Annotated in this window: 27 protein-coding genes and 1 tRNA gene; 14 read left to right on the top strand and 14 right to left on the bottom strand. The window is 71.5% G+C overall.

The window, feature by feature from the left end:
• Positions 1-174 precede the first annotated feature (174 nt).
• The 8 genes from DEJ01_RS17175 to DEJ01_RS17140 form a co-directional block, all read right to left on the bottom strand.
• Complete coding sequence (locus DEJ01_RS17175; RefSeq protein ID WP_111093703.1) at positions 175-2,649, bottom strand: MDR family MFS transporter; 2,475 nt, start codon at positions 2,647-2,649, stop codon at positions 175-177.
• Between the two features lie 222 nt (positions 2,650-2,871).
• Positions 2,872-4,491, bottom strand: coding sequence for a phosphoglucomutase (alpha-D-glucose-1,6-bisphosphate-dependent) (gene pgm, locus DEJ01_RS17170; protein ID WP_111093702.1), 1,620 nt, complete (start codon positions 4,489-4,491; stop codon positions 2,872-2,874).
• 143 nt (positions 4,492-4,634) lie between these two features.
• Entirely contained in the window at positions 4,635-4,880 is a 246-nt protein-coding gene (locus DEJ01_RS17165) for a hypothetical protein (RefSeq protein ID WP_111093701.1), read from the bottom strand.
• Positions 4,881-5,006: 126 nt separating this feature from the next.
• Positions 5,007-5,669, bottom strand: a complete 663-nt coding sequence (locus DEJ01_RS17160; RefSeq protein WP_071406012.1) for a bifunctional 2-polyprenyl-6-hydroxyphenol methylase/3-demethylubiquinol 3-O-methyltransferase UbiG — start codon at positions 5,667-5,669, stop codon at positions 5,007-5,009.
• The gene (locus tag DEJ01_RS17155) at positions 5,666-6,337 is read right to left on the bottom strand and encodes a DUF2064 domain-containing protein (protein ID WP_111093700.1); all 672 of its coding nucleotides are present in this window, start codon (positions 6,335-6,337) and stop codon (positions 5,666-5,668) included. The genes DEJ01_RS17160 and DEJ01_RS17155 overlap by 4 nt, the downstream gene beginning before the upstream one ends.
• On the bottom strand, positions 6,334-7,083 hold the full coding sequence (locus DEJ01_RS17150) for a glycosyltransferase family 2 protein (protein WP_111093699.1): 750 nt from the start codon (positions 7,081-7,083) through the stop codon (positions 6,334-6,336). The genes DEJ01_RS17155 and DEJ01_RS17150 overlap by 4 nt, the downstream gene beginning before the upstream one ends.
• Positions 7,084-7,468: 385 nt before the next feature.
• Positions 7,469-8,539 (bottom strand): NAD(P)-dependent oxidoreductase, encoded by a 1,071-nt coding sequence (locus DEJ01_RS17145; protein ID WP_111093698.1) that lies wholly within the window; start codon positions 8,537-8,539, stop codon positions 7,469-7,471.
• Positions 8,536-9,456, bottom strand: a complete 921-nt coding sequence (locus tag DEJ01_RS17140; RefSeq protein ID WP_111093697.1) for an MTAP family purine nucleoside phosphorylase — start codon at positions 9,454-9,456, stop codon at positions 8,536-8,538. Before DEJ01_RS17140 ends, DEJ01_RS17145 begins: the two co-directional genes overlap by 4 nt.
• Positions 9,457-9,563: 107 nt before the next feature.
• Between DEJ01_RS17140 and glp the strand changes: the two genes are divergently transcribed.
• The 8 genes from glp to DEJ01_RS17100 all read left to right on the top strand — a co-directional run bounded on the left by glp (position 9,564) and on the right by DEJ01_RS17100 (position 16,023).
• A complete protein-coding gene (gene glp, locus DEJ01_RS17135) occupies positions 9,564-10,790 on the top strand; it encodes a gephyrin-like molybdotransferase Glp (protein WP_111093696.1) in 1,227 nt (408 codons plus the stop codon).
• Positions 10,787-11,305 (top strand): cyclic pyranopterin monophosphate synthase MoaC, encoded by a 519-nt coding sequence (gene moaC, locus DEJ01_RS17130; protein ID WP_111093695.1) that lies wholly within the window; start codon positions 10,787-10,789, stop codon positions 11,303-11,305. Before glp ends, moaC begins: the two co-directional genes overlap by 4 nt.
• The gene (locus tag DEJ01_RS17125; protein WP_181438495.1) at positions 11,302-11,814 is read left to right on the top strand and encodes a molybdenum cofactor biosynthesis protein B; all 513 of its coding nucleotides are present in this window, start codon (positions 11,302-11,304) and stop codon (positions 11,812-11,814) included. Before moaC ends, DEJ01_RS17125 begins: the two co-directional genes overlap by 4 nt.
• Complete coding sequence (locus DEJ01_RS17120) at positions 11,811-12,251, top strand: molybdenum cofactor biosynthesis protein MoaE (protein WP_111093694.1); 441 nt, start codon at positions 11,811-11,813, stop codon at positions 12,249-12,251. Before DEJ01_RS17125 ends, DEJ01_RS17120 begins: the two co-directional genes overlap by 4 nt.
• Entirely contained in the window at positions 12,248-12,925 is a 678-nt protein-coding gene (locus DEJ01_RS17115; protein ID WP_146247659.1) for a hypothetical protein, read from the top strand. Before DEJ01_RS17120 ends, DEJ01_RS17115 begins: the two co-directional genes overlap by 4 nt.
• Entirely contained in the window at positions 12,922-13,320 is a 399-nt protein-coding gene (locus tag DEJ01_RS17110; protein WP_042537802.1) for a PLDc N-terminal domain-containing protein, read from the top strand. Before DEJ01_RS17115 ends, DEJ01_RS17110 begins: the two co-directional genes overlap by 4 nt.
• 2 nt (positions 13,321-13,322) lie before the next feature.
• Positions 13,323-13,997, top strand: a complete 675-nt coding sequence (locus tag DEJ01_RS17105; protein ID WP_111093692.1) for a hypothetical protein — start codon at positions 13,323-13,325, stop codon at positions 13,995-13,997.
• Positions 13,998-14,175: 178 nt separating this feature from the next.
• On the top strand, positions 14,176-16,023 hold the full coding sequence (locus tag DEJ01_RS17100) for an ABC-F family ATP-binding cassette domain-containing protein (protein ID WP_111040183.1): 1,848 nt from the start codon (positions 14,176-14,178) through the stop codon (positions 16,021-16,023).
• Positions 16,024-16,028: 5 nt separating this feature from the next.
• On the opposite strand, the gene DEJ01_RS17095 is transcribed toward DEJ01_RS17100, so the two are convergent.
• Together DEJ01_RS17095 and DEJ01_RS17090 are read right to left on the bottom strand one after the other, a co-directional pair.
• Complete coding sequence (locus DEJ01_RS17095) at positions 16,029-16,505, bottom strand: VOC family protein (protein ID WP_111093691.1); 477 nt, start codon at positions 16,503-16,505, stop codon at positions 16,029-16,031.
• 47 nt (positions 16,506-16,552) lie between these two features.
• Positions 16,553-17,047: a MarR family winged helix-turn-helix transcriptional regulator gene (locus tag DEJ01_RS17090; protein ID WP_027465090.1), complete on the bottom strand. Its 495-nt coding sequence runs from the start codon at positions 17,045-17,047 to the stop codon at positions 16,553-16,555.
• Between the two features lie 79 nt (positions 17,048-17,126).
• On the opposite strand from DEJ01_RS17090, the gene DEJ01_RS17085 reads away from it, so the two are divergent.
• The 5 genes from DEJ01_RS17085 (at position 17,127) to DEJ01_RS17065 (ending at position 20,255) form a co-directional block, all read left to right on the top strand.
• A tRNA-Gln gene (locus DEJ01_RS17085) sits at positions 17,127-17,198 on the top strand.
• Between the two features lie 180 nt (positions 17,199-17,378).
• Entirely contained in the window at positions 17,379-17,990 is a 612-nt protein-coding gene (locus tag DEJ01_RS17080) for a nucleotidyltransferase family protein (protein ID WP_181433366.1), read from the top strand.
• Between the two features lie 44 nt (positions 17,991-18,034).
• On the top strand, positions 18,035-18,415 hold the full coding sequence (locus DEJ01_RS17075; protein WP_111093690.1) for a hypothetical protein: 381 nt from the start codon (positions 18,035-18,037) through the stop codon (positions 18,413-18,415).
• 113 nt (positions 18,416-18,528) lie between these two features.
• Positions 18,529-19,800, top strand: coding sequence for an FAD-dependent monooxygenase (locus DEJ01_RS17070; protein ID WP_111093689.1), 1,272 nt, complete (start codon positions 18,529-18,531; stop codon positions 19,798-19,800).
• Entirely contained in the window at positions 19,797-20,255 is a 459-nt protein-coding gene (locus DEJ01_RS17065) for a MarR family winged helix-turn-helix transcriptional regulator (RefSeq protein ID WP_220038707.1), read from the top strand. Before DEJ01_RS17070 ends, DEJ01_RS17065 begins: the two co-directional genes overlap by 4 nt.
• Positions 20,256-20,280: 25 nt before the next feature.
• Here the strand turns inward: DEJ01_RS17065 and DEJ01_RS17060 are convergent, their stop codons facing one another.
• The 4 genes from DEJ01_RS17060 to DEJ01_RS17045 form a co-directional block, all read right to left on the bottom strand.
• Positions 20,281-21,747 carry an SDR family oxidoreductase gene (locus DEJ01_RS17060; RefSeq protein WP_111093688.1) on the bottom strand — a complete coding sequence of 489 codons (1,467 nt, stop codon included), beginning with the start codon at positions 21,745-21,747 and terminating at the stop codon, positions 20,281-20,283.
• A gap of 30 nt (positions 21,748-21,777) precedes the next feature.
• Positions 21,778-22,233, bottom strand: coding sequence for a GNAT family N-acetyltransferase (locus tag DEJ01_RS17055; RefSeq protein WP_111100045.1), 456 nt, complete (start codon positions 22,231-22,233; stop codon positions 21,778-21,780).
• Between the two features lie 61 nt (positions 22,234-22,294).
• Positions 22,295-23,272 (bottom strand): SDR family NAD(P)-dependent oxidoreductase, encoded by a 978-nt coding sequence (locus DEJ01_RS17050; protein WP_111093687.1) that lies wholly within the window; start codon positions 23,270-23,272, stop codon positions 22,295-22,297.
• Positions 23,269-24,219 carry a chlorophyllase gene (locus DEJ01_RS17045; RefSeq protein ID WP_111093686.1) on the bottom strand — a complete coding sequence of 317 codons (951 nt, stop codon included), beginning with the start codon at positions 24,217-24,219 and terminating at the stop codon, positions 23,269-23,271. Before DEJ01_RS17045 ends, DEJ01_RS17050 begins: the two co-directional genes overlap by 4 nt.
• Positions 24,220-24,373: 154 nt before the next feature.
• On the opposite strand from DEJ01_RS17045, the gene DEJ01_RS17040 reads away from it, so the two are divergent.
• Positions 24,374-24,976 carry a TetR/AcrR family transcriptional regulator gene (locus DEJ01_RS17040; RefSeq protein ID WP_111093685.1) on the top strand — a complete coding sequence of 201 codons (603 nt, stop codon included), beginning with the start codon at positions 24,374-24,376 and terminating at the stop codon, positions 24,974-24,976.
• Positions 24,977-25,118: the final 142 nt, after the last annotated feature.

The following is a 25,118-nucleotide window of genomic DNA, read 5'->3' as shown; positions in this document are numbered from 1 at the left end:
GGGGTCGGCCGTCTGAGGGGGGCGGGGTCTGCGACAATCCACGAGTCGTTCGACGCGCGTTCTGTCGGAAGATGCACACGCACACGATGCGGGTGCATGCTGCGACGATCCACGAGTCGTTCGACGCGTGGATCGTCGGAACATGCACACACACCGAGCCAGCGCCCGCGCCGACTACTCGGCCGAGTGCCGCCCGTGCGCGTGCGCGTCGCCAGCGTCGTCAGCGTCCGTCCGGGAGGCCCGGCTCGCCTCCGCCGCGTCGGCTCCGGCCCCGGGGGCGTCCGGCTCCACGACCGGGGCGGCGTGGGCAGCCCGGGTCCGGATGGCACCGGTCGTCGTCGGGGGCTCGTCGACCGGCGCAGCCGCCGAGTGCGCACCATGCGTCGTGGCGTTCGGCAGCGGCGCACGGGTGTCGTCGACCCCGTGCGGCAGCACCGAGACGTCCGACGCCCCGGCGGCGCGGGCAGACCGAGGCTGCACGTCCGGCGAGGTCGGCACGTCGGGCGAGGTCGGCACGCCGGCAGAGGCAGACGCCGACCCCGTCGGCACCGGACCAGCCCCAGGTGCGGCGGCGGCAGCGGCTGCAGCGGCGCTCCCGTCCGACCCCGCTCCGGCAGCGGTGCGTGCGGCATCGGCCTGCTCCTGCAGCGCCGAGGTCTTGCGGAGCGGCGGCACCCGGAAGAACCACGTCAGCACGAACGCGAGCAGGATCACCGCGAGGCCGACGTAGTAGACACGGACGGCCGAGTCGCTGAACCCGACCAGGAACGGACGGCTCAGCCGGGGGTCCGCCCCGTTCAGGAACGACGTGTCGCTCGTCGCCGAGTCGGTGGAGGAGCTCGCGGCCGAGTCGCCGCTCTTGAGCTGCTTGATCAGCGTCGGGGCGACCTGGTCGACGACGTTCTCCCGCTGCCCCTTGTCCGAGTAGTCGATCTGCAGCGTGCCGTCGACGACCGAGGCGTTCGCCTTCGTGGCTGCCGTCTCGAGCGCCTGCTGCTCGGCTGCTGGCTTCGCGTCGTCGACCTGCTGGGCGATGATCGTGTCCGCTGCGGCGGCGGGGACCGTGCCCGCGGCGACCTGCCGCTGCACGGCTGCGGTCACCTGCTTGGTCACGGCAGCGTCGGCGGCCTGCTTCGCCTGCGCGGTGCCCTGGTCGAGACCGTCCTGCACGTTCTTCTGCACCGGGTCGACGATCTTCGTCCAGATCTCGTCCATCACGCCCTGGTTCTTCGAGGCGTTCGCGACCGAGGGCGTCATCGCGGCGTTGAGCGCGCTCTTCAGGTCGGACTCGTTCTGCATCGCGGCGCTGATGTTCGTCGGCATCAGGGTGAACAGCACGGAGAGCAGGACGGCGGTGCCCATGGTGCCGCCGATCTGACGGAAGAACGTCGCCGCGCTCGTCGCGACACCGATGTCCCGCGGCGAGACCGAGTTCTGCGCGGCCAGGGTCAGCGTCTGCATGAGCTGCCCGAGTCCGAGCCCGATGCCGAACATGCCGAGCATCAGGAACCACAGGGGCCGGTCGGCGGTCAGGAACGTCAGGACCGTGAAGCCGATCGCCGTGAACGCCGTTCCGGTGATCGGGAAGACCTGGTAGTTGCCGGTCTTCGAGATGATCTGGCCGGAGGCGATCGACGAGATCATCAGGCCGAGCACCATCGGCAGCATGGCGAACCCGGACTCGGTCGGGGTCACGCCCTTGACGATCTGCAGGTAGAGCGGGATCGTCAGCATCGCGCCGAACATGCCGAAGCCGACGAGCACGGACAGGATCGCGGACATCGAGAACACCCGTGACCCGAACAGCTTCATCGGCAGGATCGCGTCGTCGCCCATGGCTCGCTCGACGATGATGAACGCGATCAGGCCGAGGGCGCCGATGGCGTAGCAGGCGAAGGCGGCGGGGGAGTCCCAGCCCCACTCACGGCCCTGCTCGGCGATGAGCAGCAGCGGCACGAGCGTGACGATGACGAGCGTGGCACCCCACCAGTCGATGCGGGGCTTGCCTCGGTCGCCGAACTTCGGCAGGTGCAGGAACGTCAGCACCATGAACAGAGCGATGATGCCGATCGGCACGTTGATCAGGAACACCCAGCGCCAGCCGGCGATGAACAGCAGCTGGTCCGCGCCGGCGAAGACGCCACCGACGAGCGGCCCGATGACGGACGAGATGCCGAAGACCGCCAGGAAGTAGCCCTGGTACTTCGCCCGCTCGCGTGGGGCGAGCATGTCGCCCATGATCGCCAGCGGCAGGGACATCAGACCACCGGCACCCAGGCCCTGCAGCGCACGGAACCCGGCGAGCATGAGCATCGAGTCGGAGAACGACGCCGCGAACGAACCGACGATGAAGATGCCGATCGCGGTGATGAAGAGCGGCCGACGTCCGAAGATGTCGGAGAGCTTGCCGTAGATCGGGGTCGTCACCGTCGAGGCGATCAGGTACCCGGTGGTGACCCAGGCCTGCTGGTCGAGCCCGTGCAGGTCGTCACCGATGGTGCGGATCGCGGTGCCGACGATCGTCTGGTCGAGGGCACCGAGGAACATGCCGGCCATCAGGCCGTAGATCACCAACAGGATCTGTCGGTGGTTCATCACGACGTTGGACGCCGTGGTGGGGGCCGCGGGTGCGGTCGCCGTCTGGGTCATGAGCAGGGTCTCCCGAGTACCGATGCGCTGGCAGAACGATTTTTGCGCTGCCTGCAAAGTTACAACTGCCGCAAGTGCTCGGTCGCACCGAGACGGCTTCCTGAGTGGATCGGCAGTCACGGTACGCCCAGTGGGCCCCGGTGGCACACGGCCTGGAGGCCCGGCTCGGTTCCGGCGGACGGGCTGCGGTGTCCGAGACCCGCAGCCCGTCCGACGAGGGCGCTACGCGCCCAGTGCTGCGTCGACGATCTCCTTGGCCTCGCGCTGCACCTGCTCGAGGTGCTCCTGCCCGACGAAGCTCTCCGCGTAGATCTTGTAGACGTCCTCGGTGCCCGACGGTCGCGCGGCGAACCACGCCTTGTCGGTCACGACCTTCACGCCGCCGACGGCTGCGTCGTTCCCCGGGGCCTTCGACAGCTTCGCGGTGATCGGGTCACCGGCCAGGGTCTCCGCGGTGATGGCGTCGCCGTCGAGCTTGCCGAGGCGCGCCTTCTGCTCCTTCGAGGCCGCGGCGTCGACGCGCTGGTAGACCGGCGCACCGAAGCGCTCGGTCAGCTCGGCGTAGAGCTGCGACGGGGTCTTGCCGGTGACGGCGACGATCTCGGACGCCAGGAGCGCCAGGATGATGCCGTCCTTGTCGGTGGTCCACGCGGTGCCGTCGGTGCGCAGGAACGACGCTCCCGCGGACTCCTCGCCGCCGAAGGCCACCGAGCCGTCGATCAGGCCGGGGACGAACCACTTGAAGCCGACCGGGACCTCCCACAGGCGACGGCCCAGGGACTCGGCGACGCGGTCGATGATGCTCGACGACACCAGGGTCTTGCCGATCGCGGCGTCGTCGCGCCACTCGGGCCGGTGCGCGTAGAGGTACTCGATCGCGACCGCGAGGTAGTGGTTCGGGTTCATCAGCCCGCCGTCGGGCGTGACGATGCCGTGCCGGTCGGAGTCGGCGTCGTTGCCGGTGAGCACGTCGAAGTCGTCCTTGCGGGCGAGTACCGAGGCCATCGCCGAGGGGCTCGACGGGTCCATCCGGATCTTGCCGTCCCAGTCGAGCGTCATGAAGGCCCACGTGGGGTCGACCTCGGGGTTCACGACGGTCAGGTCGAGGCCGTAGTGGTCGCGGATGGCGTTCCAGTACGGCAGCGAGGCACCACCGAGCGGGTCGGCACCGATCTTCACGCCGGCACGCTTGATCGCGGCGATGTCGATGATGTTCTCGAGGTCGGCGACGTACGTGTTCAGGAAGTCGTAGCGCTCGGGCTCGGCGTCCTCGGTGCGCTGCACCTCGGCGTTGCCGCCCTCGATGATCGCGTTCGCCCGGTTCGCGATCCAGCTCGTGGCGTCGCTGTCGGCGGGACCACCGTGCGGCGGGTTGTACTTGAAGCCGCCGTCGCGGGGCGGGTTGTGGCTCGGCGTGATGACGATGCCGTCGGCCGTGTCCGGGTTGCCGGCGCGGTTGTAGCGGATGATCGCGTGGCTCAGCGCGGGCGTCGGCACGAAACCGTCCTCGCTGTCGGCGAGCACGCGGACGCCGTTGGCGGCGAGGACCTGCAGCGCGGTCTGCTCGGCGGGGGCCGAGAGCGCGTGGGTGTCGCGGCCGATGAAGAGCGGCCCGTCGGTGCCCTGGTCGCGGCGGTACTCCACGATCGCCTGCGTGATGGCGGCGATGTGGGTGTCGTTGAAGGCGGTGTCGAGCGACGACCCGCGGTGTCCGGACGTGCCGAACACGACCTTCTGCTCGGGGACCGAGACGTCGGGCACTCGGTCGTGGTAGGCGGCGAGGAGCTCGTCGAGGTCGACGAGGTCGTCTGCGGTCGCTGGGGTGCCGGCGCGGTCGTTCATGCGTCCATCCTGGCATCGGCCGCCCTGGCGCGTTCGGGGGAAGTGCACCAGAGGCCGGGAACGCGAGCGAGCGGCCGCCCCACCCGGGTTGAGGGGGGACCCCCGGGGTGGACGACCGCTCGCGGTCTCTGGAGGCAGGTGCCTCAGGCGGTGCGGAACGAACCCGTCGCCGTGCGGAACGAGCCGGTCACGGTGCGCGTCGAGGACGTCGCGGTGCCGGGACGGCGGAACTGCGTGTCGACGAAGCGGCCGAGTGCGCGGCCGATGCCGGTGCCGGTGTAGCTGCCGATCAGGCTGCGGGTCGCGTCGCCGGTGAAGGCGCCGAGCTCGGCGCGGGTCTCGAGGCCGGTCACGTAGGCGCCGCCCAGGGGGTTCTGACGGTTCTGCATGGGTGCTCCTCGTCGTCGTGCCGAGGTCCGCAGGTCACCGAGCCGGCGACCGCGACGCCGTCGGCTGGATGACCACCACTCTACGCGCTTGTCTTGCATCATGCAAAACAAGCGCGTGTCGGAGCCTCAGGCGAGCAGCTCGCAGAAGTTCCGGCCCTCGGCCGTCCAGCTCTGCCGCGCGACCAGTCCGGCTTCCGCCGCGTGCCGGTGCAGGGCGTCGAGGCCGACCTCGGCCCAGGGGAACCCAGCGCTCTCGTTGCCGTCGGCGTCGACCACCCGGGCCGTGTACACGCGGTCGGCCGTGACCTCGGGGTTCGTCTCGACGATGACCCGGCCACCGGCTCGTACGATCTCGCGGCAGCGGGCGAGCAGGGCTGTCGGGTCGCCGCCGATGCCGATGTTGCCGTCGATCACGAGCGCGGTGTCCCAGTGGCCCTCGTCGGGCACGGCGTCGAACACGGAACCCTGCAGGGCGGTGCCGCCGGAGCGCTGCGCGATGGCGACGGCCTCGGCGGAGACGTCCACGCCGAGCGCCGGGATGCCCCGGGAGCGTGCGGCGACGAGCATCCGGCCGGGGCCGCAGCCGATGTCGATGACCCCGCCGTCGACGTCGTCGAGCAGCGAGCGGTCGACACGGTCGGCGGCGGCGCTCCAGCGGCCGACGTCCATCGTGGTGACGGCGTCGGGGCGGTCGGCGTCGGTCAGGCGCAGGTGGCCGTCGGTGCGGAGCGCACGGGCGTACGGCTCACCGCCGCCGGCACCGAACGAGACGGGTGCGTGCATGGTCATCGGGTGCTCCCCACGGTCTCGGCACGGAGTGCCCGGGTGAAGTCGGAGTCGGGTGCGAGGTCGGCGACCCGCTCGGCGTCCGGCATGGTGTCGACGTCGAGCAGCTCGCCGAGCACGCCCACGTCGAGTCCGGCGTCGGTCAGGCGTGCGAGCTGCACGGCTCCGGTGTCGTCGCGCGACATCGGGACGCCGCGCAGCAGGTCGCCGGTGGGCTGTCGGAGGTACAGCGACCAGAAGCCGCCGTCCTCGGCCGGGCCGAACCAGGCATCGCGGGCGGCGTCGTCGAACACCGGGGCGAGGTCCGCGGTGGACACCTGCGGGGTGTCCATGCCGACGAGCAGCAGCGGACCGTCGACGGCGTCGAACAGGAACCCGAGGCGCTCGTCGAGGCCGCCACCGGGCTGGTGCAGCACCTCGAACCCGTCGGCCGCGGCGGGCACGACGTCGCCGTCGAAGAACAGGACCCGGCGTGCCGCGGGCAGTGCGCGGACGGTCGCCAGGGTGTCGGCGAGGCTCGCGGACGCGACGCGTGCGGCGCCCTCGGGGGAGAGCGCCGGCGTCAGCCGGGTCTTCACCTTGCCGGGCAGGCACTCCTTCGCCACGACGGCGACGGTGACGTCGGTGCGCGAAGCGTCGCCGGCGTGGACGTGGGTGGGGTCGGCGGTCACGAGCGGGCCTCCTCGACCACGGGGGTGGACTCGGCCGACTGGCGGAGCGGTCCCGGTGCCACGACCCGGACACGGGCCTCCCGGCGGTACGCACGGAGCAGACGGGACATGTCGCGCACCGCGTTGATCGTGCCGCGGAGCGTGCCCGTCACCTTGCTGTCGCCGATGCGCTGCGCGTACCCGATGTCCGACTCGTCGACGCGCCAGCCGGCGGCGTGCGCGGCCAGGACCATCTCGAGCGGGTAGCCGCTGCGGCGGTCGCGCAGGTCGAGGGAGACGAGGTCCTCGCGGCGCATCACGCGCATCGGGCCGAGGTCGCGCAGACGGTAGCCGGTCGCGCGGTGCATGAGGACGGCGAGGACGCGGTTCGCGAAGCGTGCGTGCGGAGCCCACGCACCGCGGCCCGTCGGGACGCGGCGGCCGAGTGCCAGGTCGACCCGGCCACTGGCCACGCGGTCGACCAGGGGCGGGAGCTCGGCGGGGTCCATCGAGGCGTCGGCGTCGCAGAAGGCGACGAAGTCGGCGGTCGCCGCGGCGACCCCGGCGGCACAGGCCGAACCGAAGCCCTTGACGGGTTCCGTCACCACGAGGGCACCGTGGGCGCGGGCGACGTCGGCCGATCCGTCGGTCGATCCGTTGTCGACGACGATGGCCCGGTAGCCCGTGGGGAGCCGTGCGATGACCTTCGGCAGGGCGTCCGCCTCGTCGAGGCACGGCAGGATCACGTCGACAGTCATGTCCGTCATTCGGTGCGGTCGGTCGGATCGACGGGTCTGTCCTGGCATGCACTCGACACAACACGACGACGCGCTGCGGGGTACAGGAAACTGCCGGGTCCTGGTCGTTCAGCGCGTCCGGTTCGCGGACGGTCCCCAGAACGGGGGACAGGGTGCGCGCGCGTCGCGCGTTCCGGGTGTCGCAAGACGCCGTCGTGTTGCCGAGACGCCGCCGAATGGGGCGGCGTCTCGCGCACCCGGGGGCGTGGTGCCGACACGACGGCGTCTCGCGTGGCCCTGGGGGAGGGGACTGCGGACGGGAGGCGCGGGGCGGCGCCGTCACGGGCCTCCCGTCCGGTGGCTGGTCGCGCTCTCAGGCACGGCCAGCGGTGCGCTGCTCGCGCACGCGTTCCGGCTAGCGGACGGCGCTGCGGAGTGGAGCCGTCGCGAAGTCCCGCATGCCGGCCTCGAAGTCGACCTCGGCGTGCCAGCCGAGCTCGGCGGCGATGCGCGCCGAACTCGCTGTGACGTGGCGGACGTCGCCCAGGCGGTACTCGCCGGTGACGACCGGCTGCGGGCCGTCGGGTCCGGCGATCGCGGCGGCCATGTCTCCGATGGTGTGCACGGTGCCGGAGCCGACGTTGTACGCGCGGAACGTGTCCGACGGCAGGTCGGCGGTCGCCGCGATGGAGGCAGCGTTCGCGCCGGCGACGTCGTCGACGTGCACGAAGTCGCGTCGCTGGGCGCCGTCCTCGAAGACGCGGGGTGCCTCGCCGCGGGCCAGTGCCGAGCGGAACAGGGAGGCGACACCGGCGTAGGGGGTGTTCGCGGGCATGCCCGGTCCGTAGACGTTGTGGTACCGGAGCGCGATCGCGCGGCCGCCCGTGGCACGGGCCCAGCTCGAGGCGAGGTGCTCCTGCGCGACCTTCGTCTGCGCGTAGACGTTGCGGGGGTCGAGCGCGGCGGACTCGTCGATCAGGCCGGGCAGCAGGGGCTGACCGTCGGGGCCGATCGGGTCGAAGCGGCCGGCGTCGAGGTCCTCGCGGCGGCGGGCTGGCGGACGGGTGGGTTCGCCGGAGGCGGTGGTGTACGCGCCCTCGCCGTAGACGACCATCGAGCTGGCGACGACGAGCCGGCCGATGTCGTGCCGGTCCATGCCGGCGAGGACGTGGGCGGTGCCGGCGTCGTTGGACGAGACGTAGTCGGGGGCGTCCTGGAAGTCCACGCCGAGGCCGACCTTGGCCGCCTGGTGGCACACGACGTCGATGCCGTCGAGGGCGGCGTCGAGGGCGACCCGGTCGCGGACGTCGCCGTGCACGAACGCGATGCCCTGCTGCTGGTGGGCGCGGATGACTTCGGCGGGGTCGCCGTGCACGTCGTCGCGCAGGGAGTCGAGGACGCGGACCTCGTGGCCGTCGGCCAGGGCGCGGCGGACGATCGCGGAGCCGATGAAGCCGGCGCCGCCGGTGACGAGGAGGCGGGTCATGCGGTGGGGCCTGTGGTGGTGGTGGTGGTGGAGGCGGGCTGGGCCTGCATGATGCTGGCGCTCGCGCTGGTCGGGATGAGTTCGCGCGGGGTGAAGTCGGCGGGGATCGCGGCGACGATCTGGCCGATGGCGCGGACGATGACCTCGTTGGCGCGGGCGAGGCGTTCCATGACGAGGGCGTGGGTGACGACGGCTCCGGCGTCGTCGACGTCGGGGCCGCTGTTGGCGGCGGCTGCGGCGGCAGCTGCGGCCTCGTCCTCGGTCGGGGCCAGGCCGGCGTCGGCGTCGGTGACGAACGACAGGTTCACGGTCGCGATGCCGAGTTCGGCGGCGAGCGGGACCTCGGGCGTCATCGTCATGTTGATCGTGTGGCCGCCGGCCTGGCGGAGCCAGACGGACTCGGCGCGGGTGGAGAACCGGGGACCCTGGATGACGACGCAGGTGCCGGTCGGACGGAACGGCACGTCGAGTCCGGCGACGGCGTCGATCGCCGCGCGGCGGAGCGTCGGGTCGAACGGGTCGGCGAAGGACAGGTGCTGCACGTCGTCCTCGAAGAACGTGCCGGCGCGGCCCCAGGTGCGGTCGATGAGCTGGTCCGTCACGACGAAGGTGCCCGGGGCGTAGTCGGGGTGCAGGCCGCCGACGGCGCTCGAGGACACGATCGCGCGGACGCCGAGCGAACGGAGCGCCCAGACGTTCGCACGGTGGTTGATGCGGTGCGGGGCGACGGAGTGCTCACGGCCGTGGCGGGTCAGGAACGCGACCCGTCGTCCGGCCATCGTGCCGATGCTGATCGGGCTCGACGTCGGGCCGAACGGGGTCGGGACGTCGAGCTCGTCGGCGGTGCCCTCCTCGAACAGCTGGTAGAGGCCGGAGCCTCCGATGACACCGATCGTCACGGCTTCGTCGTTCTCCACAGGTCCTCCGGTTGGTCGTCGGCGCGGGCTGCGCGCTGGATACGCTACTGACGGCGCCACCGGGCGAACCGGGAGCGGCGCCACCAACCCCCTGTTCGGAGGCACCTGTGCGAACGATCGGTCAGCACCGCGACGACCTGGCGGCGTTGCTCGCGCCGGTGGTGGCGGGCCTCGGAGCAGAAGAACTGTCGATCGGCGAACTCGCCGGTGCCGGTGCCGGGTTTGCTCACCGCGTGCTCGCGGCGGCCGTCCTGTCGCCCGTTCCGCTACCGCCGTTCGACAACAGTCAGATGGACGGGTTCGCCGTGCGGGCCGCGGACGCGGGGCAGGCCGTCCGGGTCGTCGATCCGATCCCGGCCGGCGTCGTGCCCGAGCCGCTCGAGCCCGGCACGGCAGCGCCGATCATGACCGGCGCGCGGATCCCGACCGGTGCCGACGCGGTGTTCCCGGTCGAGGCGACCGAGCCCGGTGCGTTCCCGGCGGCGCTCGAGCTGCCCCGGGTGACGGTGCCCGCCGACCTGACCGCCGGCACGTTCGTGCGGGTGACCGGCAGCGACCTGCCCGCCGGTGCCGAGCTCGCTCCGGCCGGTTCCGCGGTCACGCCGGCGCTGCTCGGGGCCCTGGCCGCTGCGGGGGTGACGACCGTGTCGGTGCGCCGACCGCTGCGGGTCCTCGTCGTGTCGACCGGCTCGGAGCTGCAGGGCGCCGACACGGACGCGGCGACCATCGGTGACGCGAACGGCATCGCGCTGCGGGCCGCGTTGGCCCAGGTCGGTGCGGACTCACGGGCCGTCCGGGTGCCCGACGACGTCCCTGCCTTCGACCGGGCCCTCGACGCGGCCGTGGGGGACTGGGCCGACCTCGTGCTGACCACCGGGGGCATCAGCGCCGGGGCGTACGAGGTCGTCCGACAGGCGCTCGAACCCCGTGGGCTCGCGGTGACGCCGGTCGCGATGCAACCGGGTGGGCCGCAGGCGTTCGGCAGCGTCGTGTTCGGTGCCGGTCGCACCGTGCCCGTCGTGTCCTTCCCCGGCAACCCGGTGTCGGCGCTCGTCTCGTTCGAGGTGTTCCTGCGCCCGCTGCTCGCCGCCGCCGTCGGACTCGCGCCGGACCGGCCCACGCAGGTCCTGCCGGCGGCGTCCGCTGCCGGCTCACCCGTCGGCAAGCACCAGGTCCGTCGCGGCCGGGTGCAGGACGGGGCCGTGCACTTCGTCGGTGGGCCGAGTTCACACCTGCTCGTCCACTACGCCGCCGCCACCCACCTGGTGCACGTCCCCGTGGGGGTCGACGCCGTCGAGGTCGGCGACCCCCTGACCGTCTGGAGCCTCCGATGACCGACCCGTCCGCCGCTGACCAGATGCGGTCCGAACCGACGCCGACCGACGAGTTGTCGCACGTCCGCGCTGACGGCAGCGCGCACATGGTGGACGTCTCCGCGAAGGACGTCACCGACCGGTCGGCCACCGCCACCGCCACCGTCGTCACCCGTCCCGACGTCGTCGCACGCATCCTCGACGGCTCGCTGCCCAAGGGCGAGGTCGTCGGCACCGCCCGCATCGCCGCGATCATGGCGGTGAAGAAGACCTCCGACCTGATCCCGCTGTGCCACCCGCTGCCGATCGCCGGCGTGCAGGTCGACATCACCGGCACCGACGACCGCGTGCTGATCGAGGTGTCGGTCCGCACGACCTCGCGCACCGGCGTCGAGATGGAAGCCCTGACCGGGGCGAGCGTCGCCGCCCTGACGGTGTACGACATGGTGAAGGCCGTCGACCGAGCGGCCGAGATCACGGAAGTCCGCGTGCTCGAGAAGCACGGCGGGCGCTCCGGGGATTGGAGCAACCGATGACCGCCGAGCCGATCAGGGGCCGGGCCGCCGTCGTCGTGGTGTCCACGCAGGCCGCCGCCGACCCCGCACTCGACCGCACCGGACCGTTCATCGCCGACTGGCTGCGCGACCACGGGTTCACCACGAGCGACCCGATCATCGTTCCCGACGGCGGCGCGATCACCGAGACCGTCACCGCCGAACTCCTGGCCGACGCACGTGTCGTCATCACCACCGGCGGCACCGGGGTCACCCCGACGGACCGGACCCCCGAGGCAGTGGCGGGGCTGATCGACCTCGAACTGCCCGGCATCACCGAGGAGATCCGTCGACGCGGACTCGCGGGTGCCGGCCCCACCGCCCTGCTCACCCGCGGCGTCGCCGGGGTCACGAACGCCGGTTGCCTGCTCGTCACCCTGCCCGGGTCGCGCGGTGGGGTGTCCGACGGGCTCGCCGTGCTCGACGGAGTACTCGACCACGTGGTCGCACAGGTGCACGGCGAGGGCCACGCCCCGCGGAGCGCCTCGTGAGCACCACCGAGGCCGCCGCACGGGTCGTGCTGGCCGACGTCGTCGACCGCGACATCAGCGTCGACGAGGTCGCAGCCGTGGTGGCCACCGAACAGGACGGCGCCGTGGTGACCTTCGCCGGCATCGTCCGTGACCACGACGGTGGTAAGGGCGTCACCGCGCTCGACTACGAGGGGCATCCGAGTGCCGGCGAGGTCATCACCGAGGTCGCCCGGACCATCGCCGAGGACCACCCCGACGTCCGGATCGCCGTGCTGCACCGGGTCGGGGCGCTCGGCATCGGGGACGTCGCGCTCGCCGCAGCGGTGTCGTCGTCGCACCGGGCGCAGGCGTTCGCCGCGTGCGGTGCCCTGGTCGACCTCGTGAAGGAGCGCGTGCCGATCTGGAAGCACCAGCGGTTCACCGACGGGACGGACGAGTGGGTCGCGGCGCTGTGACCGCCGCCGCCCAGACCGACACCGAGGGGGCGGCGGCGGGGCGACGCTGGGCCGAAGCGGACGAACGTGCGCACCTGCTCCTCGCGCAGACCCGGACACCCAGCCCGCCGGTCCTCGGGTTCGTCGTGGCCATAGGGCTGGTGCTGGTGGCGCTGTGCATCGCGGCGATCGCCGTGCCCGCCGGATCGGACGCTCGCTTCGCAGTTGCCGGCGTCGTCACCGCACTGGGCTTCGTCATCGGTCTCGGCGACGCCGTTCGGGTCCTGATCCGCCGGAGACGGAACGGCGCGGAAGCTCGTCGTGCGCCGGTGCTCGCGCCGCTACAGCAACGCGAACAGCGCGCCGTGACGGAGGCGGCGACCGGGCGACGGGCTGCGCCGGAGGACCGTCGGATCGTCGTGCAGGCGAGGGCGGTCGAACTGGGCGACGGCGGCGAACTGGCCAGTCTGGCTGGGTTCGTGATCGTGTGGTCTGCGATCACGTTCGCCGGTGGTACGTTCTGGCCGTTTGCCGTGGCGGGTGGCATCGCCACGGCGGGGAAGTTCGCATGGACCGCACGGTCCGCGGTGCTCGCCCGCCGGTTCCTCGACGCCCACCCTGTGCACCTTCGCAACCGGGACGCTCGTTCGGGGCATGGTGAGACTCCAAGCGGATCCATAGAATCGCGAACATGAGCGTCTTGCTGCCCGGGATCACCGTCATCCTGCTGGTCTTCGCCCTGATCGACATCCTGACGAAGACGGACGACCAGATCCGCGGCCTGCCGAAGATCGCGTGGGTGATCCTCGTGATCCTGGTCCCCGTCGTCGGCAGCATCGTCTGGTTCGCCATCGGCCACGACTGGGCTCCGGGCGAACGCAACCACGGTCGGTACATCGAGCCCACCCGCCACGAGGACCGGTACGCCACCCTCGGCGACGCCCGCAGTGCGCACGGTGCGAAGCGCGTGACCGGTACCGAGCAGGAGCTCGCCGAGCTCGAGCGCGAGATCGAGTACTGGGAGGCGCAGGCCCGCCTGAAGCGCGCGAAGGAAGCCGCGGGCGAGGGCGACACCGCCCCCGCGAGCTGATCGTGTCCACGCCGGCCCCGCATGAGTTCGCCGGAGCCACGGTCTCCGAGGAGACCTGGCAGCAGGTGGAGGACCGTCTCGCGGGGGCGCCAGTCGGACCGCGTGTCCGCCGTTCGATGGTCCGGCGGGTCATCTGGATCGTGCTGGCCGTCGTCGCCGCGGTTGCAGCCGGGTGGCTGAGCGCCGAACACCTGCCGCGCTTCGAGCTGACCTCGACCGGAAGTGGCCTGCCGGACTGGGTGTTCTTCGTCATCGTCCCGCTCATGATCGTTGGCCCGGTCTGCTGGGTCACCGCAATCGTCCGAGGCGGTGGACAGTTCCAGAGCGCGCTGTCCGACCCGATGCTCGGGCTTCCTCGTGCCGTCCGCCGACGGATCGAGCGCATGGCTCGTGGGCAGCAGCCCGCCGATCCGCAGCACCGGACCGCGCTCGTCGCACTCGCCGGCCGTCGACTCGGTCAATCGACATCGACGTTCTGGCTCGCCCTCGGATGGACGCCGTTCGCGTTCGCGCAGTTCCTGCTCAACTGGGCGACGTTGTTCGGGCTGCTGTACGCGCTCCTCGCCGTGTTCTTCCTCGCGATGCTGCTCTGGACCGTCAGCAAGCGGAAGCAGTGGCGAGCGTTCCTGCAGGAGACCGAGCCCCGCGCCGGAGCCGAGCCAGCCCCCGCGGGCTGACCCGGGCCTCCAGGCCGTCGCACCGTGCGCGGTCCGTCGACTGGTGCGAGGTTGCGCGCTCCGTGTGCCGCTCCAGGCTCGCACCGAGCGGGCAACCTCGCACCACTCGAACAGGCGCGCACGCCCCCAGCAACCCGCCCCGCACCCACCACCCCGCCGCGCCACCTACCCTTGACGCGTGGCACATCTCCTCGGCGCCGAGAACCTGCATCTCGAGTTCCCCACCAAGGTCGTCTTCGACAACGTCACCCTCGGCATCGACGAGGGTGACCGGATCGGCGTCGTCGGCCGGAACGGCGACGGCAAGTCGACCCTCCTCGCACTGCTGTCCCAGCGCCTCGAGCCGGACGGCGGCCGCGTCACGCACCGCCGCGGGCTGACCATCGGCTACCTGGACCAGCGCGACATCCTGCCCGAGGGCGCGACCGTCGGCAGCACCGTCGTCGGCGACCTCGAGGAGCACGAGTGGGCCGGTGACCCGAAGATCCGCGACATCATCGGCGGTCTGGTCTCGGACATCCCGTGGGACGTGAGCGTCGACGAGCTGTCCGGTGGGCAGCGTCGTCGTGTGGCACTCGCGCGGCTGCTGGTCGGCGACTGGGACGTCCTGTTCCTGGACGAGCCGACCAACCACCTGGACGTCGAGGGCATCGAGTGGCTCGCCGGGCACATCAACCGCCGCTGGTCGTCGAACCAGGGCGGCATGGTCGTCGTGACGCACGACCGGTGGTTCCTCGACGCCGTGTCGACCGACACGTGGGAGGTCCACGACGGCGTCGTCGACCCCTTCGAAGGTGGCTACGCCGCGTACATCCTGCAGCGCGTCGAGCGTGACCGGCAGGCCGCCACGATCGAGCAGCGCCGCCAGAACCTGGCCCGCAAGGAGCTCGCGTGGCTCCGCCGCGGTGCCCCGGCCCGCACGAGCAAGCCGAAGTTCCGCATCGACGCGGCGAACGCCCTGATCGACGACGTCCCGCCGATCCGCGACACCGTCGCGCTGTCCCGGACGGCGACCGCGCGCCTCGGCAAGGACGTCGTCGACCTGCTCGACGTGAGCGTCTCGTTCGACGGCACGCAGATCCTCGACCGCATCGAGTGGCGCATCGCTCCGGGGGAGCGGACCGGCATCCTCGGCCCGAACGGCGCCGGCAAGTCCACGCTCCTCAACCTGGTCTCCGGGCGGCTGCAGCCGACGAGCGGGCGGGTGAAGACCGGCAAGACGGTGCAGGTCGCGGTCCTCGACCAGCAGCTCGCCGACCTGCAGCAGTTCGCCGACGACCGCGTGCGCGAGGTCGTGGCCCGCAAGAAGACGAGCTACGTCGCCGACGGCAAGGAGATGACGCCGTCGCAGCTGCTCGAGCGGCTCGGCTTCACCTCGGAGCAGCTCTCCACGCCGGTCAAGGATCTGTCCGGTGGGCAGAAGCGGCGCCTGCAGCTCATGCTCATCCTGCTCGACGAGCCGAACGTGCTGATCCTCGACGAGCCCACCAACGACCTCGACACCGACATGCTCGCCGCCATGGAGGACCTGCTCGACACCTGGCCCGGCACCCTGCTGGTCGTCAGCCACGACCGGTACCTGCTCGAGCGCGTCACCGACCAGCAGTACGCCGTGCTCGGCGGGCACCTGCGCCACCTGCCCGGCGGCGTCGACGAGTACATGCGTCTGCGCGAGGCCGGTACCGGTGGCGGGACCGCCTCTGCGGCTGCCGCCGCGTCTGCCGGGAGGCCCGACACCGTCGGCGGGACCGGCTCGGCCGGTGCCGTGGCCGGGTCCACGGCCGCCGGTGCGTCCGCCCTGTCGGGAGCGGACCGGCGGACGGCCGAGAAGGAGATGTCGGCGCTCGACCGGAAGATCGCGAAGGTCGGCGCGGACCGCAAGAAGCTGCTCGACCAGTTCGCGACGCACGACCAGTCCGACTACGCCGGACTCGGCGAACTGCAGGCGAAGCTCGCTGCGCTCGAGGCCGAGGTCGAGCAGCTCGAGGAGCGCTGGCTCGAGGTCGCTGAGCTGCTCGGGGTCTGAGTCGGTTACTCGACCGACGCGGGGTCGACCGCGTCCTGGCCGCTGTCCGCCGGTGTGGCGTCCTCGGGCGCCCCGCCGCCGGGGTTCGCCACGACCTCCCACAGGTGGCCGTCCGGGTCCTGGAAGAAGCCGGACCACATGCCCCACGGGCGTGTGTACGGCGGTTCCGGCATCGTGGCGCCCGCTGCCTGCGCCCGTTCGAGGAACGCCTCGGCCTCGGCCTGACTGCTCGTGAAGTGCCCGATCGTGCTGCTCGGTGCCGTGGCCAGCTGCACTCCGGAGTCCTTCGCCATGTCGTCCCGGCCGTAGACGCTGACGATCAGGCCGTCGTCGAGGGTGAACATCGCCGTGGTGCCGCCGGCCTGCGTCTCGGTGGCGGGGTACTCGGTGCCGATGACGCCGCTGCCCTCGATGCCGAGCAGGGCGCGGTAGAACTCGGCCGATCGAGCGACGTCGGCGACGGCGAGGGTGATGGCGTGCATGCGCCGCACGCTACGCCGGGGCCGCTCGGCCCGGGTCGCGCTTTGGATCAGTCCCCGAGGCCCAGGATGAGTCGGCGGAGCAGCCCAGCCAGCTGGCCCTGCTCGTCGGCGGAGACCCCGGACAGGATGTCGCGCTCGGCGGCCAGCAGGTCCGCGATCGCCGCGTCCACCGCCACCCGGCCCTTGCCCGTCAGCGAGACGAGGATGCCGCGGCCGTCCTTCGGGTCGGTCCGTCGCCCCACGAAGCCGCGGGCCGCCAGGCGGTCCACCCGGTTCGTCATCGTGCCGCTCGACACCAGGGTCTGCTGCAGCAGGGTCTTCGGGCTCAGCTCGTACGGCTCACCCGCGCGCCGCAGGGCCGACAGGACGTCGAACTCCCACGGTTCCATGTCGCTCGCGTCGAACGCGGTCCGCCGGGCGCGGTCCAGGTGCCGGGCAAGCCGGTCCACGCGGGACAGCACCTCGAGCGGGCCGAAGTCGAGGTCGGCACGCTCACGACCCCACGCCGCGACGATGCGATCGACCTCGTCCTCATGCGGCATCCCTCCATCTTGGCCGAACCCGGAGCGGACAGCCAGCCTCGTCGGTCGTGGGAGGATGGAGGAGCACCTCCGGGTGCGTTCCGCCTTGGTGTAATGGCAGCACGACGGCCTTTGGTGCCGTTAGGTCCGGGTTCGAATCCTGGAGGCGGAGCAACTCCGCGCTGACTGGTCGCATCTTCGCTGCTCAATTCGAGCAACCCGACCGCAGGGGCGAGTGCGCTGCATCTGTCCAGGGATTGCCCGGAAGTGGTTCCTTCTGGTTGCTTCCCATCACTATAGTGATGTACGCGTCACTATAGTGATGCTGGATGACCGAGGTGAGGAGGGCGTCGTGCAGCTGCAGAGCCCGTTCGCGGCGTTGTCGAGTGGCCTCGATGGTGACGTTCTGATGGTGCTGAGCGGCCTGTCGGACCGACCCTTCACGGTGTCCGCGGTCCAGCGGCTCGTGCCCGGAGGCCGTTCGCGAAACGGCGTGAAGAAGGTGCTTGACCGTCTGACGGAGCAGGGCATCGTTGTGTTCGACGACATCGGCGGCGTGAGCACGTACGCGCTCAACCGAGACCATCTCCTCGCGTCGGCGGTCCTCGAGGTCGCCGGAGCTCGTACCCGCTTCCTCGACAGGGTCCGCGGGGAGATCGCATCGATGCCGGTCCGCTACGCAGCGTTGTTCGGCTCGGCCGCGCGAGGTGCGATGCGACCGGACAGCGACATCGATCTGTTCTTCGCCGTGGATGCCGTTTCGCGGACGGATGCTGAGGACCGCATCTACGACCTCACCATTGCCGTTCACCGGTGGACCGGCAACCAGGTGAACCCCATCGTGTACGACGTCTCGGGGGTCAGCCCCGATGACCCGCTCATCGGTTCCATCGCGAGTGAGGGTATTCCCCTCGTGGAAGACCGCCGATGGCTCCAAGCCCACCTCAGGAAGGCCGCACGTTGACTCCACCGAAACTGCCGTCGACCACTGACGGCGACAACGCTTTCATGCGCGGTCGGCTCGAGAAGGCCAAGGGCTTCCTCGAGTCAGCCGAGACGCTGTTCGAGTTCGGTGCCGAGGACGGGATCCTGGTTCCGACGTCCCCTCATGCCGACTCCTTCGTCGACCTGTGCGTCGACGCAGGGATCGCCGCGGCAGACGCCATCTGCATCGGCAAGACCGGAAGGTACAGCAGTGGGGCGAGCCACAACGACGGCGTCTCGATCCTGCAGGATGCGACAGACCGGCCGATCGCGAAGCACCTCGAGACGCTCGTTCGGGTCAAGAACAAGGCGGCCTACAGCGCGAGATCGGTAGACGCATCGGACATCCACGATGCCGGTGCGGCCGCCCGCGCACTCGTTGCCGTCGCGGAGGATCTGGTCTGACAGCTCACCGATCGACGCGGACCCGAAAGCATCTTCTCTGTGGAGTGTTATCGCTGTGAAGGTATACCCTTCGTGAGGCGGCAACTCGCCGCCCCACGAGCAGAGGACCACCCATGGCGACCACGCCGCACCACCGCCCACGCGTCCTGATCACCGGCGCGAGCATCGCGGGCCCCGCGCTGGCGTGGGGACTCGACCGATCGGGCTTCGATGTCACGCTGCTCGAGCGGTCGCCGGAGCAGCGGACCACCGGCCAGAACATCGACGTCCGGGGACTCGGGCGCGAGGTCCTCGAGCGCATGGGCCTCCGCGACACGGTGATGCAGCACCTCACCGGCGAAGCGGGCACACGGTACGTGGACGAGCACGGCACCCCGTACGCCACGTTTCCGAAGACCGAGGGCCAGGACGGTCCGACTGCCGAGATCGAGATCCTGCGGGGCACGTTCGCCGGGATCCTCGTCGATGCGCTGCCGGACACGATCGACCGCCGCTACGGGGACTTCGTCGTGGGCGCCGAACAGGACGGCACCGGGGTGAACGTCCGCTACGACAGCGGCGCTCCGGAGCGGTTCGACCTGGTCGTCGTCGCCGAGGGCCGCAGCTCGCGCACCCGTCGGATCCTGTTCGCCGACGAGACGGAGTACCGCGACCACGGCGTCAGCATCGCCTACGGCACGCTCGACCGGATCGGCAGCGACACCGACCACTGGGACTGGTACACGGCGCCGCGTGGACGTGTCGCGTCGATCCGGCCCGACAACGAGGGGACGATCCGGGCCAGCGTGTCCTTCGAGTCGGAGCCGATGGGCTTCGAGCAGCTCCCCGTCGACGTGCAGCTGCGGATCCTGCGCGAGCGCTTCCGGGGCGCAGGGTGGCAGACGGAGCGGATCCTCGACGGGTTCAGGGAGCGGTCTGACGAGTTCTACACGCAGCGGATGGAACAGGTCGTGGTGTCGCGATGGAGCAAGGGCCGGATCGCGCTGCTCGGTGACGCGGCCTGGGGCTCCGGGCCGACCGGCATGGGCACGACGCTGTCCCTGGTCGGCGCGCACATCCTGGCCGGGGAACTCGCACGGACGATCGAGCCGGCCGGCGGCGCTGATCACGGGTACTCGATCCCGGACGCATTCGCGCGCTACGAGGAGATGCTCCGCGGGTACGCCGACAGCGCCCAGGGGCTTCCGCGCGGCGGTGCGCGCCTGCTGCACCCGTCGTCGAAGGCGGGCGTCCGCGCGGTGCGGGCGGCGCTCCGGGTGGCGTCTCTCGGTCCGGTCCGCGGCTTCGCCCAGAAGTACCTCCTGACGAGCGAGAAGCACGTCCCCGTCCTGCCGCACTACCCGACACTGCAGGGGGCCCGGAAGGCGGCAGAATCGATCGCATGACCGACCTGCGCTCCCAGACCCTCGAGGCGCTCCGCCACTACGCCGTCCGGTACCAGGAGTCGGCGCTCCACTTCGCAGCATGGATGGAGCTGCCGACCTCGGACGGCGTCGCGCTGGGGGAGATCCTCTGGGCGGAGACCGAGGGCGAGCCGATGACGGGCACGCGGCTCGCCCGGCGGATCGGGATGACCTCGGGTGCGGCGAACGCGTTGGTCAACCGACTGGAGGAGCGTGGCTTGATCGTGCGGAGCCGCGAGAGCGCGGACCGTCGGGTCGTCACCCTCCGCGTCACCGATCTCACCCGGGAACGCAGCAGTGGGTTCCTCGGGTCACGTGCCGCGGAGCTCGACGAGGCGATCGGTTCGTACGACGACGACACGTTGATGGTGGTGCGCGACTTCCTGCTCCGCTTCGCCGCGGTCCTGCCGCAGGAGACCGCCCCGTCGAAGCGCTGACGGAACCGGCCCGGTCAGCCGCTCGTCACCACGAACTCGGCGCGTAGTCCTTCAGGAAGACACCGAACACGTCCTCGCCCGCTTCGCCTCGGACGATCGGGTCGTAGACACGGGCTGCCCCGTCGACCAGGTCGAGCGGCGCGTGGAAGCCCTCTTCGGCGAGCCGGACCTTCGTGGGGTGCGGCCGTTCGTCGGTGATCCACCCGGTGTCGACGCTCGTCATCAGGATGTTGTCGGTCTCGAACATCTCCTGCGCGCTCGTGCGGGTGAGCATGTTCACGGCGGCCTTCGCCATGTTCGTGTGCGGGTGCCCCGGCCCTTTGTAGGCGCGGCCGAACACCCCTTCCATGGCGCTGACGTTCACCACGTAGGTGCGGCGTCCGGTGCTGGCGGCCATCGCGGGGCGGAGCTTCGAGATGAGGATGAACGGAGCCGTGGTGTTGGCCAGCTGGACCTCGAGCATCTCGAGCGGGTCGACCTCGTCGACCTGCTGGGTCCACGAGTTCTCGTCGTGCAGGTCGGGGACCAGGCCGCCGGCGTCGATGGCGGTGCCCAGGGCGAGCCGTTCGAGCGAGCTCGATCCCGGCGCCATCGCCTGTTCGGTCAGCTCGTCGGCCCGAGCTGCGGCGGCCGCGAGGATCGGGTGCGCGGCCACCGAGCGGGCGAGCGCCAGCGGGTGCTGGTCGTTCGTGTGCCCGAAGGTCACGAGTTCGGGCAGCGGTCCGTCGGGCAGCGGTGCGAGTTCCGCGTCGACCAGCGGCTGGTAGGCCCCGGTCGACCGGCGCACGGTCTGCGTGGCGTTGTTGATCAGGATGTCGAGGGGGCCGGACGCGGCGACGTCCTCGGCGAGCCCGATCACCTGGGCGGGGTCACGCAGGTCGATGCCGACGACCTTCAGGCGGTCCATCCAGTCGGCGGAGTCGGGCAGGCTCGCGAACCGGCGCACCGCGTCGCGGGGGAACCGCGTGGTGATGGTGGTGTGGGCCCCGTCGCGCAGCAGCCGGAGGGCGATGTACATGCCGATCTTCGCGCGACCGCCCGTGAGCAGCGCCCGCTTGCCGGTCAGGTCCGTCCGGGCGTCGCGCTTCGCGTGGCTCAGACGAGCGCACGACGGGCAGAGCTGGTGGTAGAACGCATCGACGACCGTGTAGTGCTGCTTGCACATGTAGCAGGGCCGTGACTTCAGCAGCGTGCCCGCGGTCGTCGATGCGGTCGAGGCGCTGATCGGGACGCCGCGGGTCTCGTCGTCGATCCGGTCGGCGGCCCCGGTGGCGGTGGCGGCGATCACCCGGCGGTCGGCCTCGGCGATGACGCCGCGCTTCTCGAGACGGTGCGCACGCTTGACGGCCTTGAACATCTTCGCGGTGGCCTGCCGGACCCGGATGAAGTCCGGGTGCGTCTCGTCGATCGACGGCAGCTGCTCGAGGACCCGGAGCGCGACGGTCAGGTCGTCGGGGTCGATGCCGCTGGGTTCGGGGTGCTCGGAGCTCACACGCGATCCTACGTCGGGACCGACCACCGGTCAGACGAGCTGCTGCTCCATGCACACGCTCGTCGGGTCGTCGACGTAGGGGCCGAACCGGGGGATGTCCGCGTACCCGGCCTTCCGGTACAGCGCGATGGCCGCGGCCTGCGGCAGGCCGGTCTCGAGCCGGACGGTCCCGATGCCGACCGCGCGGGCCCGGTCGTGCAGGGCGTCGAGCAGCCGCGTCCCCACGCCGAGCCCACGCGCGGCGTCGCTCACGAACATGCGCTTGACCTCACCGGTGCCGTCGCCGGCGTCGACGAGCGCCACCGTGCCGAGGGCGGTGCCGTCCTCGCGCGCCACCAGGAACGTGACGTCGGGCTGGTCCAGGTCGTCGACGTCGAGGGCGTGGTAGTTCTCGGCCGGGTAGAGGCTCAGTCCGTAGTCGTCGCCCTGCTGCAGCAGGTGCAGGACGTCGTCCTGTCGGGGGCTCTCGATCCGCACGGTCAGCACCGTCACACAGTAGCGAGGACGACGAGAACAGTGGGCAGATGAGGCCCCCGGCCGACGGCGATCAGACCAGGAGTCCCTCGCTGACCTCCCACAGGCGCCGGGCATCGTCGGCGTCGAGCATCGCCGAGTTCGCGTCCGACGGGATGCGGTCCGCGGTGAGGGGCAGGACCCGGTCGTCGATCACGGCGACGTCGCTGTCCTTCAGGTAGACCCCGCCGACGCCGTCGAGCAGCGGGCTCGCGGCACCGAACACGAGCGTGGCTGCGCCCTGCTCGACGGTCTTCTTGCCGACCTCGGGGTCTATGACGGTCACCCCGTGGTCGTCGACGAGCCCCTGCTCCCGGTACGACGCGAGCACCGTCGGGTCGTGCGGGCCGGGTCCGACGATGACGCCCGGGTGCGCGGCGAAGGCGCGGATGCCCTGGTCGGCGTAACGCCGGTCGAGCTCCACCGTGAACAGGACGTTCGCCCGCTTCGACTGCCCGTACGCGGTGACCGGGTCGTACCCGTGCGCGAACGTCAGGTCGTCCCACCGGATCTGCCCGAACCGCGCCGCACCGGAGGTGACGGTCAGGACTCGCGCACCACGGGCCTCCAGGAGGGCGGGGAGGAGCGCCCGCGTGAGCTGGAAGTGCCCCAGGTGCGTCGTCGAGAACGCCAGTTCGTTGCCGCGGTCGTCGAGCCGGCGGTCCGGGGTGAAGAGCATCGCGGCACTGTTCACGAGCATGTGCAGCGGGCGGCCGGAGGCCGACCAGCGCGCGGCGAAGGCGTCGACCGACGAGGGGTCGGTGAGGTCGAGGGCGTCGACGCGGATGACCGGGACTTCGGCGACGGCGGCGGATGCCCGCTCGACGTCGCGGGAGGCGACGGTGACGTCGGCGCCGGCCGCCGCAAGGGCGCGGCTGGTCTCGCGGCCGAGGCGGCTGTGTCCGCCGGTCACGACGACGTTCCGGCCGGTCAGGTCGACGCCGTGCAGGACGTCGGCGGCGGTGGACGCGGCGGTGAAGCCGCTGGGCAGGGGGTGCTGGTCGGTGATCACGAGTGGTACTCCTTCGATTCGATGTGGCCGACGGCGGCAGCAGGGCTGGCCGCGTCGGCGGTGGCGGGGCCGACGGCGTCGGCGACCGCCGACCACGCGTCGGGGGCGAGGCCGAGCTCGGTCCGGAGGAACGCCGTCGTGGCGTGGCGGACGAGGTCCACACGCTCGGGGCTCTCGTCCGTGGTGGCGGTCGACTCGTAGTCCTGGATCCCGCCGAGCAGGTGCTCGCCGCCGTGAACGGTCACCAGGTGCCGGGCGCCGGGACTCAGGTGGAAGACGTCGGTGAACCAGTCCGGGCCTCGCGTCGAGAGCTGGGACTGGTCGTGGTCGCCGGCGACGACCAGTGACGGGGTGTGCAGCTGGCTGAAGTCGGGGCTCATGAACGCGAAGTGCTCCTGCGCGAACGGCACGAGGTCGCCGCGCGCGATCCCGGTGGTGGACAGCAGGACCCCGGCGCGCACGCGGTGGTCGGTGCGGTCCTCGCCCGGTCGTCCGTCGGCGTCCAGGACGCGGGCCCCGAGCAGCATGCCCACGGACTGTCCGCCCCACGAGTGTCCGACCGCGGCGATGCGCGCGGTGTCGACGCGCCCGCTCAGGCCGGGGACCGCGTCGATGATCTGGTCGAGGTCGTCGAGCACCCGCTCGAGGTCGTCGACGCGCGTCCGCCAGATGGTCGGGTAGCGCGGGTCCTCGAGCGTCAGTCCGTAGGCCTTCGCGTCGAGGAAGGTCGGTTGGACGACGACGAAGCCGTTCGCGGTCCAGTGGTCGACCAGGGGGTCGCCGCCGGTCATGGACTGGCCGAAGCCGTGGGCGAAGACGATGACGGGCAGGTCGGTGCCGGTCGTCGGTGCGGTGATCCGGACCTCGAGGTCCTGACCGCGCGAGGGTGCGGGGAGTGTGACGGGGCGCACGCTGATGACCTGTGGTCGGGGTGCTGTGGGTGCCATGCGGGGCCTTTCCGGGAAGCCGTGTCGCCCGTGTCGGAGCGATCGTCGTCCGAAACGGAGCGACGTTCCGGAACGATACGGAACACTGATCCGGATTGCAAGAGGAAGCGGAGCACTGTTCCGCATCGCGTCGGTGTCGTGCGATGATCGAGGCATGAGCACCCCGTCGCCCGACCCCGCGCCGCGTCGCCGTCGCGACGTCGAGCGCAACGAGCGCACGATCCTCGACGCCGCTGCCGCGGTCTTCGCCGCCTCGGGCGTCGGCGCACCGGTGCGCGAGGTCGCCACCGCTGCCGGTGTCGGGGTGGGCACGCTCTACCGGCACTTCCCGACCCGTTCGGACCTGGTCGTCGCCGTCTACCGGCACCAGATCGAGGCCCTGGTCGACGCCGGGCCGGCGCTGCTCGACTCCGAGCCGACACCGTTCGCCGCCCTGCTGCGCTGGGTGCACCAGTTCGTCGACTTCCTCGGCACCAAGCACGGTCTGGCGCGCGTCTGGGAGGGCGACGCCGACGGCTTCACGGCGCTGCACACCCTGTTCGTCGACGAGCTCGTGCCCGTGCTCGGCCGGCTGCTCGACGCCGCGCGGGCGTCCGGCGAGGTGGCCGCGCCGACCCCGCCGTACCAGCTGCTCCGGGCCGTCGGCGACCTGGTGGCGTGGAGCCCCCAGGACCCCGACTACGACGTCCGGACGATCGTGACCCTCCTGGTCACCGGGCTGCGGCAGGCGCAGCCGACGGTGACCGACAGCGCGTAGCCGGCCACGTGCACTGGTCGCGACCGACACCGGACTGGAGGCGCGGGGCGGGCCCGCCACGGGCCTCCCGTCCGGCGTCGTGACCGTCTCGGGCCGCACCAGCGGCGTCGGGGCCGGTCCGGGCCCTACGATCGTCCCGACG

It is taken from the genome of Curtobacterium sp. MCLR17_040 (genome assembly GCF_003234735.1).
GTDB lineage: Bacteria > Actinomycetota > Actinomycetes > Actinomycetales > Microbacteriaceae > Curtobacterium > Curtobacterium flaccumfaciens.
Note: the sequence above shows the minus strand (reverse complement) of the source record. Positions and strands in the feature narration are given on the sequence as shown.